This window comes from Acinetobacter sp. GW821-FHT09D10 (genome assembly GCF_059416285.1).
Map to the genome: position 1 here is coordinate 19,991 of NZ_JBWKOW010000001.1, position 15,975 is coordinate 35,965.

15 protein-coding genes are annotated in these 15,975 nt (G+C 39.3%); 12 read left to right on the plus strand and 3 right to left on the minus strand.

All coding sequences use genetic code 11. From position 1 onward, the window contains the following. The first annotated feature begins 15 nt into the window (after positions 1 to 15). Positions 16 to 759 (plus strand): SDR family oxidoreductase, encoded by a 744-nt coding sequence (locus AC07M3_RS00105; protein ID WP_005040180.1) that lies wholly within the window; start codon positions 16 to 18, stop codon positions 757 to 759. A 39-nt stretch (positions 760 to 798) separates the two neighbouring features. Here AC07M3_RS00105 and AC07M3_RS00110 read toward each other — a convergent pair whose 3' ends face one another. From AC07M3_RS00110 to AC07M3_RS00120, 3 genes are all read right to left on the minus strand, one after another. Beyond that, the gene (locus AC07M3_RS00110) at positions 799 to 2,055 is read right to left on the minus strand and encodes an OprD family outer membrane porin (RefSeq protein WP_494566127.1); all 1,257 of its coding nucleotides are present in this window, start codon (positions 2,053 to 2,055) and stop codon (positions 799 to 801) included. A gap of 115 nt (positions 2,056 to 2,170) precedes the next feature. Beyond that, positions 2,171 to 3,520 (minus strand): spinster family MFS transporter, encoded by a 1,350-nt coding sequence (locus tag AC07M3_RS00115; RefSeq protein WP_092710646.1) that lies wholly within the window; start codon positions 3,518 to 3,520, stop codon positions 2,171 to 2,173. Between the two features lie 428 nt (positions 3,521 to 3,948). Beyond that, a complete protein-coding gene (locus tag AC07M3_RS00120; protein WP_004642999.1) occupies positions 3,949 to 4,416 on the minus strand; it encodes a MarR family winged helix-turn-helix transcriptional regulator in 468 nt (155 codons plus the stop codon). Between the two features lie 149 nt (positions 4,417 to 4,565). Here AC07M3_RS00120 and AC07M3_RS00125 point away from each other — a divergent pair, with 149 nt between their 5' ends. The 11 genes from AC07M3_RS00125 (at position 4,566) to tynA (ending at position 15,961) form a co-directional block, all read left to right on the plus strand. Beyond that, positions 4,566 to 5,675, plus strand: a complete 1,110-nt coding sequence (locus AC07M3_RS00125) for an amidase (RefSeq protein WP_494566128.1) — start codon at positions 4,566 to 4,568, stop codon at positions 5,673 to 5,675. Between the two features lie 36 nt (positions 5,676 to 5,711). Continuing rightward, positions 5,712 to 6,860 carry an acyl-CoA dehydrogenase family protein gene (locus tag AC07M3_RS00130; RefSeq protein WP_494566895.1) on the plus strand — a complete coding sequence of 383 codons (1,149 nt, stop codon included), beginning with the start codon at positions 5,712 to 5,714 and terminating at the stop codon, positions 6,858 to 6,860. A gap of 26 nt (positions 6,861 to 6,886) precedes the next feature. Further along, entirely contained in the window at positions 6,887 to 7,246 is a 360-nt protein-coding gene (locus AC07M3_RS00135; protein ID WP_000387554.1) for a hypothetical protein, read from the plus strand. Between the two features lie 10 nt (positions 7,247 to 7,256). After that, positions 7,257 to 7,784, plus strand: coding sequence for a nuclear transport factor 2 family protein (locus AC07M3_RS00140; protein ID WP_494566129.1), 528 nt, complete (start codon positions 7,257 to 7,259; stop codon positions 7,782 to 7,784). 29 nt (positions 7,785 to 7,813) lie between these two features. Then, positions 7,814 to 9,091 (plus strand): aromatic ring-hydroxylating oxygenase subunit alpha, encoded by a 1,278-nt coding sequence (locus tag AC07M3_RS00145; protein ID WP_494566130.1) that lies wholly within the window; start codon positions 7,814 to 7,816, stop codon positions 9,089 to 9,091. A gap of 10 nt (positions 9,092 to 9,101) precedes the next feature. Further along, a complete protein-coding gene (locus AC07M3_RS00150) occupies positions 9,102 to 9,587 on the plus strand; it encodes an aromatic-ring-hydroxylating dioxygenase subunit beta (protein WP_016137987.1) in 486 nt (161 codons plus the stop codon). 9 nt (positions 9,588 to 9,596) lie between these two features. Then, entirely contained in the window at positions 9,597 to 10,334 is a 738-nt protein-coding gene (locus tag AC07M3_RS00155) for an SDR family NAD(P)-dependent oxidoreductase (protein ID WP_494566131.1), read from the plus strand. Positions 10,335 to 10,368: 34 nt separating this feature from the next. Continuing rightward, entirely contained in the window at positions 10,369 to 11,322 is a 954-nt protein-coding gene (locus tag AC07M3_RS00160) for a PDR/VanB family oxidoreductase (protein ID WP_092710628.1), read from the plus strand. Positions 11,323 to 11,367: 45 nt separating this feature from the next. Next, the gene (locus AC07M3_RS00165; RefSeq protein WP_199989574.1) at positions 11,368 to 12,324 is read left to right on the plus strand and encodes a p-hydroxyphenylacetate 3-hydroxylase reductase component; all 957 of its coding nucleotides are present in this window, start codon (positions 11,368 to 11,370) and stop codon (positions 12,322 to 12,324) included. A gap of 197 nt (positions 12,325 to 12,521) precedes the next feature. Then, positions 12,522 to 13,436, plus strand: a complete 915-nt coding sequence (gene feaR, locus AC07M3_RS00170) for a transcriptional regulator FeaR (RefSeq protein ID WP_005046790.1) — start codon at positions 12,522 to 12,524, stop codon at positions 13,434 to 13,436. Between the two features lie 209 nt (positions 13,437 to 13,645). Beyond that, a complete protein-coding gene (gene tynA, locus AC07M3_RS00175; RefSeq protein WP_494566132.1) occupies positions 13,646 to 15,961 on the plus strand; it encodes a primary-amine oxidase in 2,316 nt (771 codons plus the stop codon). Positions 15,962 to 15,975 lie beyond the last annotated feature (14 nt).

A 15,975-nucleotide genomic window follows, 5' to 3' on the forward strand; every position in this document is an offset into this window, starting at 1 on the left:
AATAAGGATAAAAGCATGGCAAAGACAATTTTAATTACAGGTGCAAGTTCTGGGTTGGGTGCGGGTATGGCTCATGAATTTGCAGCGAAAGGCTATAACTTGGCGATTTGTGCACGCCGTTTAGATCGATTAGAGACTTTAAAAACCGAACTTGAAAATGAATATGGCATTCAGGTGATTGCAAAAAGTCTAGATGTGACTCATTACGATCAGGTTTTCGAAGTTTTTCGTGCATTTAAGCAAGAGTTTGGTTATTTAGACCGAATTATTGTCAATGCTGGAGTCGGAAATGGTCGTCGTATTGGCAAAGGCAATTTTGAAATTAACAAAGCCACCGCTGAAACCAACTTTATCTCTGCCTTAGCGCAGTGTGAAGCGGCGGTTGAAATTTTTAGAGAGCAAAACGCAGGCCATTTGGTGGTGATGTCATCCATGAGTGCCATGCGTGGATTACCAAAACATTTATCGACCTATGCGGCAAGCAAAGCTGCGGTTGCTCACTTGGCTGAAGGTATTCGCGCTGAATTACTGGATACGCCAATTAAAGTTTCAACAATTTTCCCAGGTTACATTCGCACTGAAATGAATGAAGGTGCTAAACATTTGCCATTTGAAGTCGATGCTAAAACAGGGTGCAAAGCACTAGTCAAAGCTATCGAAAAACAACCCGTGAAAGCTTATGTACCGCAGTGGCCATGGTTGCCGATGAGTATTGCAATGAAGGTTTTGCCTTTAAGGTTGGTCAATAAATTAGGATAAAAAATTACCCCCTAAATTTTAGGGGGTAATTTTTTATATTTAGAACTTCTTGGTGTAATTGACGAATAGACGGTCTTCACCAAAGTCATTACCGTGTTTGACGTTGTAATCAATACGAATATATTGCAGGGCAATGCCTTTTAAGAACGGCTGCTGAAATGCATAGTTTAAAATCACATTCGATTCAGTCTCATGGTTTTTTTCGCCATTGGCTGCCTTGAAGTCATGGCCATAAACATATTTCACCATCGCATTTAAGCCTGGTACATAGTCTTTAAAGTCGTAGCCGTACATCACATGGTAAGATTTTTCATCTTCTTTAAAGAATCCGGTTGCGTTCCAGTTAATAAAATAGGTTTCTGGTAAGAAGCCATCTGGTAGTGGATAAGCTGATTCACCAATAATTTGTTGATAACCTAAACCAAAGGTATGGTTTTTCACTTTTACAGTTTCAAGTAGGCCGATGTTTTGAGCATCAATATCAAAAGTATTGCCATCATCTTTTGCATTGAAGTATTTAAACTTAGAGGTGAGGGCAAAAGTTGGCTGCTTCCATGTATGCTCAAGTCCTACATAATGCTTGTTATACAGATCTTCTAAATTACCAAAATAGTATTCACCCTTTAAAGACGGCGTAAATTGATAACGTAAGTCCAGATAGTTTAAGCCATCCGATTCTTTGGTAATTCCATTGGCCGTAAAAGAAAACTTTTTAAAGTCTTCTTCATTTCGCGGTGACACTTTTTCAACTCGACCAATTTCGGCATAAAGCTGATCCGAAAGTTGAGACTTCAAATTGGTTCCCCAATACGAAGTGAGTAACTGACGGCTAGCATCTACGGCAGTTACAGGTAAATCTAGCCAGAGTTCACCGACACTTAAAAGTGTTTTGTCATAGCCCAGCTTTAAGGTTGCACCGTATTTTAGATAGTCTGATGCTTGAGATTGTGTTTCTTTATTAAAAGGTAAAACGGTGTCGGCGACATGTTTGTCTGAACTTAAACGTACGGCGTATTGCACAGAAGCATTGGCACCAATGGTGATTGGCTTATCTGCAATTTGCAGTGGGGTGTCATGCATTTTCGATTTATAAAATAACGATGCTGCCTGAGACCAACTTCCCGTATCTTTAAGGGCGTCATTATCAAAATTACGATTAATGTAGGCATTTTTTAAAGTGAATTTCCATTCATCTTCAGTTTGCTGATTTGGGTTTGCAGCCCATGAATTGCCACACATCAATACTAAAGTTGCTATGGCTAAAGGCTGCGGTTTAAAGCGTTGAAATAATTCCATAATCCATTTCCAAAATCTATGCGCCAGTCCTAGGCATTACGTATTGTGAAATATTTGTGTAGTACTCCCTAAGTTCTTCAAGGGAGCACTGTTAAATAGAAGGTGATTGCTGCAATTAATTTAATTTTTCAAGCTTCATACTTTCACTAAAGAATTTGCAGCCTTTGAAAAGTAAAATTAAAGCCAGTACACAAGACAACCCACCAACAATAGATAGAGATGAGCCAACCATTAAGGGGTTAGCAAAAACTTTATCTGTAATGATTGCGACCAGTGTTGTGCCAATACCAAGCCCAATTAAGTTACTGATCAAAAGGAAGAGAGCTGAAAGGCGTGCTCTAAATTGATTTGGTGCTAACATTTGTAAGGCTGTTGCCGAAATTACTAGAGGGAACGATGCAAAGAACATTGCTGGAATGAGTAGGCTCACTGAAAGCCAGAGTTGGTCTGTTTGGGTAAAAAACGAAATTGGAATAATCAGACCAACAATACCAATCACACCTGTAATCATCGGAGCATCTTGGCGTCCTTTTTTGATAAACCAATCATTTAACCAACCTGCACAAAACACCCCTAATGTATTTGCAATTAACAGAATGGTACCAAGCATGTAACCTGTTTCTGTTGGAGCGAGTTGAAACTTTCGGATATAAAATGCGGGTGTCCAACTAGTAAGACTGTAGAGCGCCATAGCATAGAAGGTAAAACCTAAATAGTGACAGGCAAAGGTTTTCGAATGCTTTTTAATAAACTGAAGACATTGTGTGAATTTAACTTGGTCAACTTGCCCGTTTGGGTTGAGCTGCTGACCTTTACGTGCTGGGTCTTTAACTGTCAGGATAAATAGCAAACCAATAATGATGCCGGGTAAACCTACTACTAAAAAAGCGATTTGCCATGCCTTAAGTGCGCCTAATAAAGGAACTTGAATTAAAGTCACGCCTTTAAGTAAATTAATGACATAACCGCCGACTAAAAAGGCAATACCGCCACCTAAAAAAGCTCCAACAGAATAGATTCCAACGGCGCGACCGAGTTTGTCCTTACTGAACATATCGCTAAACATTGAATATGCAGCAGGAGATAGAGCAGCTTCGCCTACACCAACAGCCATACGACTTAAAAATAGTTGAATGAAGTTTTTACTTAAACCACAAGTGGCTGTTGCCAAACTCCAGACAATAATACCGATTGAAATAAGCTTTGGGCGTGAAAAACGGTCGGCAATATAGGCTAAAGGTAAACCCATGACGGCGTAAAACAGTGAAAAGGCAAGGCCATGTAATAGACTAAACTGGGTATCTGAAAGTTGAAGATCGGCTTTAATCGGCTCGATCATGAGAGCGAGAATTTGGCGATCAATAAATGAAAATATATATGCCAGCATACAAAGTATGACCACATACCATGCATAGGCATTGCTTTTCTTCTGTGTCCTTTCAACAGCGATATTACTTTGGTTCATACACTTAATCCTTATGTATAAAACTCTTTTAGAGAAGTTGAATCTCGGCTATCTATGTTTCCTAAAAGATAGTTTGGTGTCCCCCCAATAACTTTTGAAAAATAAATAACCTGTTTGATTGAAGAATTGCCTTATATACAAACTGCATATACAGACAAAGATAGTTAAAGAAGAAGGTGAGAATTTCTATATGATGGAAATATTATTTTCTTTTTATATGTAAAATTCCATTACTTATTGAGTATGTTTGGATACCTAATAGGTATTTAAACAATCGGAAAATTTAGAAATTATTATGATTTGTAGGAAGGAAATGATGTTTTATGATTTTAGGTTTTTGATAAATATTGATATTTTAAAAAAGAGTGAGCAGAAAGCCATATCGGTTTTCTGCTCACTCTTTCATGTTTAAACAAGATGAATCTAAGTTAGCTTGAAGGCATAAGATCAAATAATTTCTTCAACTGGTTATTTAGATTATGGAGTTCATCTTCTGAAAAAGCATTCAAAATACCAGCCAAGGTCACAACACTAATCTGATTAATCTGTTCAACCAGCTCAACACCTTTGGCAGTTAATTTCACCATTGAGATCCGTTCATCTGAAGTAGAAGAGTAGACTTCAACGATTTCATCTTCAACTAACCGATATACAGCCTTGGTTGCAGTGGTTAATTTTAAAGTCGAAAGATTAGCAATATCGGTAATACTTGCTTCTCCAAGGGCATTGGTACTTAAAATAATTTTACGGCGTGTATTATCAATACCTAGTTTTTTTATTGATTTTTCAATAAGTTGAGAATATTTTCCATTAACTTGGGAAATCCAAAAAAAAGGGAAGTTTTGAATACTCGACGGTTCTTTATTAGGAAGAAATTGTTCTAAATGATCAAGCATAGCTAAGCAATAACTTAGTGAAAAAAGGGTAATCCTATTATAAACAAAATTTTGCATATTTCCTTGAGTACAAATTATAAAAAATACTTGACAATTCCATTAAATTTTCTCATATTTTAGTTAATGGATAAAAATACATGGAAAAGTGAATGAATATTGTTAGCCAAAGCGTGCACAAAGGAAGTGGCAAGCTCAAGGTGATGGTCAAAGATACGATTGATATTCAGGGTCTAAAAACCATTGCTGGCAGTCGAGCTTTATTAAATGTTGAACCTGCTCAAGATGATGCCGAGGTGGTTAAAAACATTTTAAAAGCAGATTGTGAAATTATTGCAAAAACAAATTTGCACGAATTGGCTTTTGGAATTACGGGCATTAATCACGCTTTTGGTACACCCATTAATCCAAAATATCCTGGACTTATTCCTGGTGGGTCTTCAAGTGGTTCGGCTGCAGCGGTTGCTGCTAAACAAGCTGACTTTACTCTAGGCACTGACACAGGTGGTTCTATTCGTATGCCTGCTGCATGCTGTGGAGTTTTTGGTTTAAAACCGACTTTTGGTCGTGTAAGTCGAAAAGGCGTATATCCGCCGTCAAGTTCTTTAGATTGCGTTGGCCCCTTTGCAAATTCAGTCGAGATGATTGAAAAAGCCATGCAAATTATTGATCCAACTTTCAAACCTACTCAATGTACTAATGCACCAAAACTTGCTGTTTTAGATGTAAAAGCAGATGAAGTTATTTGGAATTGCATTCAACAAGCCCTTCAAAAAGCGAATTTACCGACGACTTTAGAAAAAGTTGAACATTTTGAAGCTGCTTATAATGCAGGCATGCAGATTATTAATTATGAAAATTGGCAAGCTTTTGGTGAGTTAACCAAAACAGGTTTAATCGGTACCGATGTAAATAATCGCCTGTTAAAAGCTGCTGAAACTACCTTTGAGCAAGTAAAACAAGCCGAAGTTGTGAAGCAGCAGCTGACTCAAGAACTTGATGCTTTATTAGAAAAATATGATGCATTGATCTTACCGACACTTCCGCAAATTCCACCAAAAGTTGCTGAAGCTGAAAATACAGTCGCTTTTCTGAATCTTACGGCTTTAGTTCGTCCATTTAACTTATCAGGGCATCCCGCCATTTCAGTGCCACTTGAAACCAGTGAAGGTTTACCTGTGGGCTTACAGATCGTATCGAAGCATCAAAAAGATGAGCAATTATGTGCAATAGCTAAATTTTGTGTTGATGCAATGCAATAAATTACAAGGAGTTAGATGATGAATAAGTTGTCTAAAATGGAGTTTGCTTCTCAAGACAAAGCAATTGACTTAGATGCTTTGTGCCAAGAAATTCGTGAGCGTGCCTGTACAGGTGAATTCGATAATCAGGCTTATGTGAGCCAAGACATTATCGAAAAGCTTAAGCAAATCGGTGTTTACCGTGCATTAGTTCCAAAACGTTTTGGCGGCGAAGAATGGTCACCACGACAGTTTTGTGAATTGATTGAAACTTTATCTAAAGCTGATGGTTCAGTGGGTTGGGTGGCAAGTTTCGGTATGAGCCCTGCCTATTTAGGTAGCTTGCCAGAAGAAACGCTTAAAGAGTTGTATCAAAATGGGCCAGATGTAGTTTTTGCTGGAGGTATTTTTCCGCCGCAGCCTGCTGAAATTACCGATGATGGTGTAGTGGTTCGTGGACGCTGGAAATTCTCAAGTGGGTGTATGGGAGCTGACATTGTTGGCGTGGGAATTTCACCGCTTAAAAACAATGAAATGCAAGGTTTACCACGCATGGCAGTGATGCCTGCAAAAAAAGCCAAAATCGAAATGACATGGGACACCGTTGGTTTAAAAGGTACGGGAAGCCATGATTTGGTAGTCGAAGATGTATTGGTCGAAAAGAAATGGACCTTTGTACGTGGTGAACCTTCAAAACTAAGTGAACCATTTTTTAAATATCCCTCACTGTCTTTGGCGACTCAAGTGTTAACCGTGGTTGGTATTGGTGTTGCAGCTGCGGCTTTAGAAGAATTTGAAAAATTGGCACCCGGTAAAGCATCAATTACAGGCGGGTCGGAAATTGCCAACCGCCCAGTGACTCAATATGAGTTCGCTCAAGCAGACGCAGAGTTTCAGGCAGCAAAATCTTGGTTTTATCAAACCATGGACATTGTTTGGAATGAAATTATTGCTGGACATGAGGCAACTGCTGAACAAATTAGCGATATGCGTCTGGCATGTACCCATGCAGCTCGAGTTTGCGCCAAAGTGACCCGAAAAATGCAAATGCTCGCGGGCATGACAGCGATTTATACCAACAATCCATTTAGCCGTTTTGTAAACGACACCAACGTGGTGACCCAGCATGCCTTTATGGGCGATGCGACCTTACAAAATGCAGGCTCAATCAGTTTCGGGTTAAAGCCAACCCCAGGTTATTTATAAGTTTTAATTTTTAAAAGGATATTGAGATGGAAGCTAAAAAATCATTACGTGTTTTGTTCTGCATGGGTATTAACCAAAACTTTTTTGATGCAGAACCTGCTGAAGCAAAAGCAGTTTGGGCAGCATTTGGTGAAATGTGGAATGGTATTCATGACTTACCGGGTGTGCATGTTTTTGGAAATCTTGATGATGACCAAAGCATGGTTGGTCCAAGTGCAGGTTGGCCATGGACGACATACTTGCTTGCAGATGTTCCAGATATTGAGACAGTACATGCGGCTTGTAATTTGTTTAGAACGACCGTGGTGGGTGAAGGGCCATACAAGCTTTGGAAATATTGCAAAGTTGAAGCTCGTGTTGGGCGCGAATTGATTATCCAACGTTAAGGCGACCGCAATGAATGACAAAGTGAATATTGCAGAAATCATGGAGCGGCTAGAGCAGTTAGAAGCGCACAACGCGATTCGTAATTGCCTGAACCGTTATATGGAAATCTGTGATGAGCTCAATGCAAATACCGATCTTGATGAGTTAATGAATCTTTTTGATCAAGACTGTATTTGGGAAGGTATTGGCGAGAAATATGCCAAATCGTTTGGTCGATATGACTCTTGGCAGTCGATTTACGACATGTTTAAAAGCTATACCCAAAAAGAGTCTCACTTTGTCATGAATGCACACTTTGTAAATTCAGAGCAAATCTATGTAAATCAGCACCATGCAAATGCTTCTTGGCTCATGTTGCAAACTTCAACTTTTAAAGATGGCCCTAGTCATCTGAATGCAGCAAAGCTCAACGTGAAGTTTCAAAAGCAAGCAGATGGAACATGGAAGATTAAACATTTCCAGACACAGAATATTTTCAGTCGTCCCGTATCGCATTGGCACAGTGAAGCCGAATTGCCGATACCTTCCCAGGAATGACCCAGGACATATTTAAAAGGACTATTGATATGAACAGTATTATCCCAACGCATAACATTGGCACTGATTACGAAACTTTAGTTAAAAGTGACCGTGCCCATACTTCTCTTTATAAAGATGAACGCATTTTTGATGAAGAAATGGAAAAAATCTTTTATAGCACTTGGGTGTGGGTTGCACATGCCAGCGAAATTCCAGAGGGTGGAAGCTATAAAACCATTAATATTGGTAAACAACCTGTGGTTGTGGTGCGTGACCGTAAAAAGAAAGTCCATGTACTTTTGAACCGTTGTCGTCACCGTGCCGCAACCGTATGCGAACATAAAAAAGGAAAAACCAATAGTTTTGTATGTCCGTACCACGGTTGGAGTTATGCACTTGACGGTAGTTTACGTGGTGTGCCATCTCCGGAAAGCTACGGCGATTGTTTAGATAAGTCTGAATTACCGCTAGTTAGTCTACGTGTAGAAGAATATAACGGCATGATCTTCGCTTCATTTAAAGAAGACATTCAGCCGCTTGAAGAGTTCCTTGGACCTGCAAAAAAATGGATTGACCTGTTTATGAAACAAGGGGCGGGTTATCCAATTAAAGTGTTGGGTGAACACCGTTTCCGCTTCCCGGGTAACTGGAAAATTCAGCTTGAAAACACCACCGATGCTTATCACTTCCCATTGGTACACAAGTCATTCTTAAGTTCTGTTGATGAAAAAACCGAAGAACTCTTTAACTTCGAAAACCAGCCGGGCTTTGTTGAAGACTTAGGTAATGGTCACAGTGTCATGGTGATGATTCCTGAACTGGTCGATCTAGATGAAGAATTAATGGAACGTCCAATTCAAGAACGTTTTGAAGACTTAGCTCAAGCTTTGCGCGACGAAGGCCATGAAGAGTTAGAAGTACGCCGTATTGTGCGTGCAGTTGGTGGTTCTGGCTTTAACTTAAATTTATTCCCGAATATTGCATGTTCAATGGCGTTCTTCCGTGTTTTACAGCCAATTTCAGTTGCTGAAACAGAAATTCATCACTCGGTAATTACGATGGACGGTGGTCCGCAAATTGCCAATCAGTATCGCTTGCGTTTGCATGAACATTTCCAAGGTCCATTTGGTTTTGGTACACCAGATGACTCTGAAGCTTGGGAACGCGTACAACACGGCGCCAATGCAGGCAATGATTTATGGATCATGTTAAACCGCGGTTTACCGGGCGAAGTCAAAACTGAAGACGGCTTAAAAAGTGATGTCAGTGCTGAAACAGGTATGCGTGCAGCATATCAGCAGTGGAAAAAGATGATGAAGGCTTAAGGAGAGAGCAATGAATATGAATCTGCAATTATTAAATGAAGTCACTGCTTTCATCTGGGCTGAAGCAGACATGTTAGACCACAGTGAATACCGTGAATGGCTCAATTTATGGAATGAAAAGGGTGTTTATATCATTCCAATTGACCCAAACTTAACCGACTACGAAAACAACTTAAATTATGCCTATGACGATAACCATATGCGTACTTTACGTGTAGAGCGTCTTGAAAATGGTGAAGCAATTTCAACTGCACCTAAGGCAAATACGGTACGTAGTGTTTCTCGTGTACGAGTTATTCAAGACCAAGATAATGAAATCGTTTTACGCTGTGCTCAAAACTTACGTGAGTTTCGTAAAGAAAACCTCAAGCATTACACCGCAGATATTACTTACCATTTGGTTCGAGATGCGGCTACAGGTTTTAAAATTAATCGTAAAATCATTAACTTGGTTAATTCAACCGATACCTTAGCTGGTATTAGCTATATTCTTTAGGAGCAGCAAATGAAACAAGTTGTTTTAGTGACAGGGGCTGCTTCTGGACTCGGTAATGTGATTGCAGAGTATTTTGCGAGCCAAGGCCATCAAGTGATTTTGTCAGCCAGTACGCTTGAAAAGGCCGAAAATGCAAAGGCACAAAGTCAATATGCACAAAATATGTTTCCTGTGAAACTAGATATTTCAGTCGAAGCAGATTTTCATGCCGTGGTGCAGTGGATTGAAGAGAAGTTTTCTAAACTTGATGTGTTGATTAACAATGCAACTGTCACCAAGGCAACTCCAGTATTAGAAATTACCGCAGCTGATTTTGATTGGGTGACTCAAGTCAACCAACGTGGCACTTTTCAGGCTTGTCAAATTATTGGTCAATATATGGCTAAAAAAGGCTATGGACGCATCATTAATATGGCGTCTTTAGCGGGCCAAAACGGTGGCACTGCAACGGGTGCACACTATGCGGCAACCAAAGGTGCGATTGTGACTTTAACCAAAATTTTTGCTAAAGAATTTGCTGCAAAAGGTGTAACGGTTAATGCGGTTGCACCGGGACCGATGGAATCACCGATTGTTCATAGTGTGGTGTCAGACGAAAAAATTGAACAGTTCATCCAAAATATTCCTGTTAAAGCCTTGGGAAGTATGCATTTTATTGCTGAAACTTGTGGGTTGCTCGCGAGTCCAAATGCGGGGTTTGTGACTGGTGCAACATGGGATATTAACGGTGGTTTATTCATGCGCTAAGCATGTAGCTTACGCATGAAAAGGGAGTTGAATCATGACTACACTTTATGATGTTGTCGTTAAAAATCGCCATGTTGAAGGCGGAAATATTGCAGTCATGGAATTTGAATCTGCAACTTCTGCAACATTGCCAAAAGTTGAAGCTGGTGCACATATTGATGTGCACTTACCAAATGGGATGGTGCGTCAATATTCACTTTGCCAAAATCCAAATGACGAAGGTAAGTTCCGCCTTGGAATTTTGCGTGACCCTGATTCTCGTGGTGGATCAGTATCGGCTTTTGATGAAATCAAAGATGGCATGCAAATTCAGGTCAGTGAGCCAAAAAATTTGTTTCCACTTTTAAAAGCCAAACACAGTGTATTGATTGGCGGTGGAATCGGGATTACGCCGTTAATCACAATGGCCTATCAACTTGCCTCTGAAGGCGAATCAGTTGAGCTTCACTACTGTGGCGCTAGCCCTGAAAACTGTGCTTTTGTTGATGAAATTAAAAATGGTGAGTTAGCAAAATATACAACTTTCCATTTTAAGTCTGAAGGTGCAAGCCACCGCGCATTTTTTGAATCTGCCATTAAAAATATTGATCTTGAAAGCCATATTTATACCTGCGGGCCGGTCGGTTTTATGGACTGGGTGATTAACCTTGCCACGGCCCATGATTTTCCAGAGCAGCAAATCCACAAAGAATATTTCCAAGTTGAAACAGACACATCTGGAGATTCATTTGAAGTCGTTGCTGAGCGTAGTGGAAAAATCATTATGGTCGAAGTGGGCGAAACCATTTTGCAGGCTTTGGCTAAAGAAGGCATCGAGATTGAAATGTCTTGCGAGCAAGGCGTATGCGGAACCTGTATGTGCGATGTAATTGAAGGCGAACCTGACCATCGAGATGTTTATTTTACTGATGAAGAAAAAGCCAGCAATGAACAAATATTGGTGTGCTGTTCGCGCTCTAAAACACCGAGATTAGTTTTAGATATCTAATGCTCTCGCGATTTATATGGATGTAAGAGAAGGTTTAGGAGAAAGATGATGAATGTATTACAACAAATAGATGAGTTTACGGTCGATCCACTACAGTTCCGACGAGCATTAGGAAATTTTGCAACAGGCGTTACCATTATTACTGCACAAAATGCACAAGGCGAGAAAGTTGGGGTCACTGCAAATAGTTTTAACTCGGTGTCGCTCGATCCACCACTTATTTTGTGGAGTATTGATAAAAAGTCTTCAAGTTTTTCGGTATTTGAAGAAGCGACACATTTTGCAGTCAATATTTTATCAGGCACCCAAATTGAGCTGTCTAATAAGTTTTCGAGACGTAATATTGATAAGTTTGCAGACACGAACTTTCAACTTGGTGCAGGACGCGCACCCATTTTAGAAAATTGTTCTGCGGTGTTTGAGTGCGAACGTTATCAAGTTATTGAAGGTGGTGACCACTGGATTATTGTTGGCAAGGTAGTCCGTTTTCATGACCAAGGTCGAAGCCCGCTGGTGTACCATCAAGGCGCATATTCTTGTGTTATGCCGCATCCAAGCCTTCAAGTGAAACAAACTGAAGAGAATGGCGTAGACCAAACACATTATGGGCATTTATATAACAATGTCTGCTATTTAATGAGTCGTGCTTTTAAAGCTTATCAAACCGACTATATTCCTAAGCAAATGGCTTCTGGGTTCCGTACCAGTGAATCACGTCTCTTACTTGTTTTGGCAAGTGGTACTGCCTCAAGTAAAGAAGATTTACCACGAGATATTGCCATGCCAATGCAAGAGGTTGAAAGATCGGCCGAAATTTTAAAATTTGAAGGATTGCTGGTCGATCACGATAATTTATACGCACTGACTGATAAAGGTAAACAAACGGCACAGTATTTATTTGATATTGCCGATAGCCACCAAAATGAAGTGTTTAAAAAATATTCTGAGGAACAAAAGGATATTTTTATTACCATGCTGCGAGACTTTGCAGGAGTAGCATAAGCCTCATTAAGCTGATAAATTGAATTGATTTATCAGCTCTTCTACATCTAGCTGACTATAATCAAAAGAATTCCAAGGATAAGGAATTTTTGGCACACAATTTGTTTATCAATAAAACATGATTGCAAATAAGCCAAGACAGTGAACTACAGCGAAAGAAAATGTTTCGCGGTGGCACGTGTATAGAGAGGTAAGGGATGAACCAATATGTAAGTGATGCATTGTTGAATTGGACACATCATATCAAGAATGTTTGCGGAAATTTTGAAACTGATTTTGATGGCACCCGTAATTTATTCATTGGAGAAGTTCAATGTTTCTTGTTGGGTGATACCGAAATTGCTTTTATCAGAAATAATGCAAATAAGATTGTCCGAAAAGCCGATGAAATCGATCGAGTCAATAATCGTTTTTGCTTTTTGATTTTGCAGTATTCTGGAAAAATGCTGCTCGAGTATAAAAATGAAACTCTAAGCCTAAATGAAGGCGATATTGTGTTGGTAGATCCGGTCGAAACTATTTCGATGTATCCGCAAGGCTTGGTAAGCCAGATTTCAGTGCACTTGTCGCGTGAAAAATTACTTAAAGAAAATATTAGTACTGAATATTTTGGAAAGCTGATTACGCAAAATATGAGTGGTTTTTTACTCAAGAATATTTTGAAAAATATGTCTGCTGAGAACATCAAACTTTGGTATGCAACCGAAGATGGTAATGCTTTTGAAGATGCTCTAATTGCTTTAATCAAACCTACAATCAATTATAAAAATATTAATAGCTCTAATAACCTGATGGAAAAAGCTGAGCGCTATATTATAGAAAACTTAGCAAAACCGGATTTAACACCTAAATTAATTGCAGAGCATATTGGGGTATCGCTGCGTCATCTTTACCGTTTATTTCTTCAAGAAAATTTATCTATTAACAAATATATACAGCTCAAACGCTTAGAAAAAGTCAAAGCAGATTTGCTTGATAAAAGAAATAAACAAAGCTCGATTACCCAAATTGCTTTGAAATGGGGCTTTTGGGATGGCGCGCATTTTTCAAAAATCTTTAAGAAGACTTATGGTATTTCTCCTAAAGAATTTAGAGAGGGTGTGTCGGCTTAAACCTTTCATCTTTTGATGTCATTTTTAGACAAGTTCTAGGTCATTCCTGAACAAGCTAGCCCTATGTAACTGTGTTGAAATTAAATTCATTAGAGCAGGTTAGATGAGCTTAATAACTATAGAACTATTAAGTTGGTCTAATGAATTTCACTCACAAGAAAGTGCATTTTAACTGTCTGATTCAGATAGTTCAGGGATAGATGAAAAGGATGAAACCAATGCGTAAACAACGATTATTGAATGACATACAAAAAATATTGGCACTTAACTTATCAATAGCTGCTAGCTTTTGGGGATTAAATACTCAAGCTTATGCTCATGGTGAAAAGGCCGAACTGGTGTCACTTTATCAAAACATGAGTGAGCAGGGCGCCAAAGTTGTAAAAGATGATTTTACCAATACTTATATGATTACCAAGGGTTCTATGGTGGTTAGAGCCAAACCCAATTCAGATCAGGTTTTGGTGGATGGCAAACCTTTCAAGCTCAGTGTGCCTTTACTAATTAAAGATGGTAAACCTGTTATTGGAAAAGACTTTTTTAATGAAGTATTTCAGTCTGGTTTAGATCAAACTTTCAAAATTGAAAATACCTTTCATCCTCTCAATAGTTTAAATTCTGACGAAATTAAAAAGACATTTGATGTCATTAACCGCTCGAAATATGCCTATAAAAATATGCGTTTTGCCGAGTTAAAGCTTAAAGAACCAGAAAAAGCTAAAGTTTGGGATTATTTTATTAATCACAAAGAATTTAAGGAAGATCGTATTGCCTCATTTATTTTGTTAAAAGGCAATCAGGCGATTGAAGGTGAAGTTAATCTTAACACTCAACAAGTCACCAAATGGAATGTCCAAAAAGACACACATGGAATGGTGCTTCTGGATAATTTTGAGGCTGTACAGCGTGTAATTGAGACAAGTAAAGAGTATCAAGACGCTTTACGCAAACGCGGCATCACAGATGTGAAGAAAGTAATTGCTACACCACTGACCGTTGGATATTTTGGTGGTAAAGATGGACTTGATAAACAACTCAATATATTAAAAGTCGTCGCTTACCTTGACACTGGAGATGGTAACTATTGGGCACATCCAATTGAAAATCTAGTTGCTGTCGTTGATTTAGATAAAGAAAAAATTATTAAGATTGAAGAAGGCGCGATCATTCCTGTGCCAATGGCAAATCGACCTTATATGTTAGATAAGCCTGTCCCAAGCAAGACGAAACCACTCAATATTACTGAACCAGAGGGTAAGAACTTTACCATTACCGGTCAAACCGTACACTGGGGTAACTGGTGTTTCCATGTGGCGTTAGATTCTCGTGTTGGCTTACAGCTTTCAACAGTGACTTACAAAGATAAGGGCGTTAAGCGTAAAGTCATGTATGAAGGTAACTTGGGTGGAATGGTGGTTCCATATGGCGACCCTGATATTGGCTGGTACTTCAAATCTTATTTGGACTCTGGCGAATATGGGATGGGTACACTTACCTCATCTATTCTAGCGGGGACAGATGCACCCGACAATGCTGTTTTACTTGATGCTGTGATTGCAGACTACAAAGGCCAGCCTCAAGTAATTCCAAATGCCATTGCTGTATTTGAACGTTATGCTGGACCTGAATATAAACATCACGAAATTTTTGGTAACCAAGATGCCAGTGAAGCGCGCCGTGAACTTGTTGTGCGCTGGATTAGTACGGTTGGAAACTACGATTACATGTTTGATTGGGTATTTGCCCAAAATGGTGTAATTGGAATTAATGCGGGTGCAACGGGTATTGAAGCGGTTAAAGGTGTTAAATCACGCACTATGCATGACAGTACCGCTAAAGAAGACACTAAATATGGAACTTTAATTGACCATAATATTGTGGGTACAACGCATCAACACATTTATAACTTCCGTTTAGATATGGATGTAGATGGAGAAAATAATAGCTTTATGCATATGGACCCTGTGGTGAAAGCCAATGAAAAAGGTGGTGTGCGTACAAGTTCTATGCAAATTGACAGTAAAGTCATTACCAATGAGCAAAATGCGGCTGAAAAATTTGATCCATCAACTATTCGCTTACTCACAAACTTCAACAAGGAAAATAAATTAGGTAATCCGGTTTCTTACCAACTTATTCCGTTTGCGGGTGGAACACACCCTGTTGCGAAAGGTGCTAATTTTTCTAAAGACGAATGGTTATTTAAACGTTTGAACTTTATGGATAAACAAATTTGGGTGACTCAGTACAATCCAGACGAGCGCTATCCTGAAGGTAAATATTCAAACCGTTCCACTCACGATACGGGGTTAGGACAATTCATTGGCAACAACGAAAATATTGAAAATAAAGACCTCGTGGTCTGGATGACAACAGGCACAACCCATGTGGCACGTGCAGAAGAATGGCCAATCATGCCTACAGAGTGGGTCAATACACTCATCAAACCTTGGAACTTCTTTGACAACACCCCGACTTTAAACTTGGGTGAAGAAGAGCAAAACACGCAGCACGACCATCACTAAAAATGTGCATGAGC

Coding starts and splice junctions, on each gene's coding strand:
- AC07M3_RS00150 (WP_016137987.1), top strand. CDS start 9,102: ATGAATATGAATCTGCAATTATTAAATGAAGTCACTGCTTTCATCTGG.
- AC07M3_RS00110 (WP_494566127.1), bottom strand. CDS start 2,055: ATGGAATTATTTCAACGCTTTAAACCGCAGCCTTTAGCCATAGCAACT.
- AC07M3_RS00140 (WP_494566129.1), top strand. CDS start 7,257: ATGAATGACAAAGTGAATATTGCAGAAATCATGGAGCGGCTAGAGCAG.
- AC07M3_RS00115 (WP_092710646.1), bottom strand. CDS start 3,520: ATGAACCAAAGTAATATCGCTGTTGAAAGGACACAGAAGAAAAGCAAT.
- AC07M3_RS00160 (WP_092710628.1), top strand. CDS start 10,369: ATGACTACACTTTATGATGTTGTCGTTAAAAATCGCCATGTTGAAGGC.
- AC07M3_RS00130 (WP_494566895.1), top strand. CDS start 5,712: ATGGAGTTTGCTTCTCAAGACAAAGCAATTGACTTAGATGCTTTGTGC.
- AC07M3_RS00145 (WP_494566130.1), top strand. CDS start 7,814: ATGAACAGTATTATCCCAACGCATAACATTGGCACTGATTACGAAACT.
- AC07M3_RS00120 (WP_004642999.1), bottom strand. CDS start 4,416: ATGCTTGATCATTTAGAACAATTTCTTCCTAATAAAGAACCGTCGAGT.
- feaR (WP_005046790.1), top strand. CDS start 12,522: ATGAACCAATATGTAAGTGATGCATTGTTGAATTGGACACATCATATC.
- AC07M3_RS00165 (WP_199989574.1), top strand. CDS start 11,368: ATGATGAATGTATTACAACAAATAGATGAGTTTACGGTCGATCCACTA.
- AC07M3_RS00155 (WP_494566131.1), top strand. CDS start 9,597: ATGAAACAAGTTGTTTTAGTGACAGGGGCTGCTTCTGGACTCGGTAAT.
- AC07M3_RS00125 (WP_494566128.1), top strand. CDS start 4,566: ATGAATATTGTTAGCCAAAGCGTGCACAAAGGAAGTGGCAAGCTCAAG.
- AC07M3_RS00105 (WP_005040180.1), top strand. CDS start 16: ATGGCAAAGACAATTTTAATTACAGGTGCAAGTTCTGGGTTGGGTGCG.
- tynA (WP_494566132.1), top strand. CDS start 13,646: ATGAAACCAATGCGTAAACAACGATTATTGAATGACATACAAAAAATA.
- AC07M3_RS00135 (WP_000387554.1), top strand. CDS start 6,887: ATGGAAGCTAAAAAATCATTACGTGTTTTGTTCTGCATGGGTATTAAC.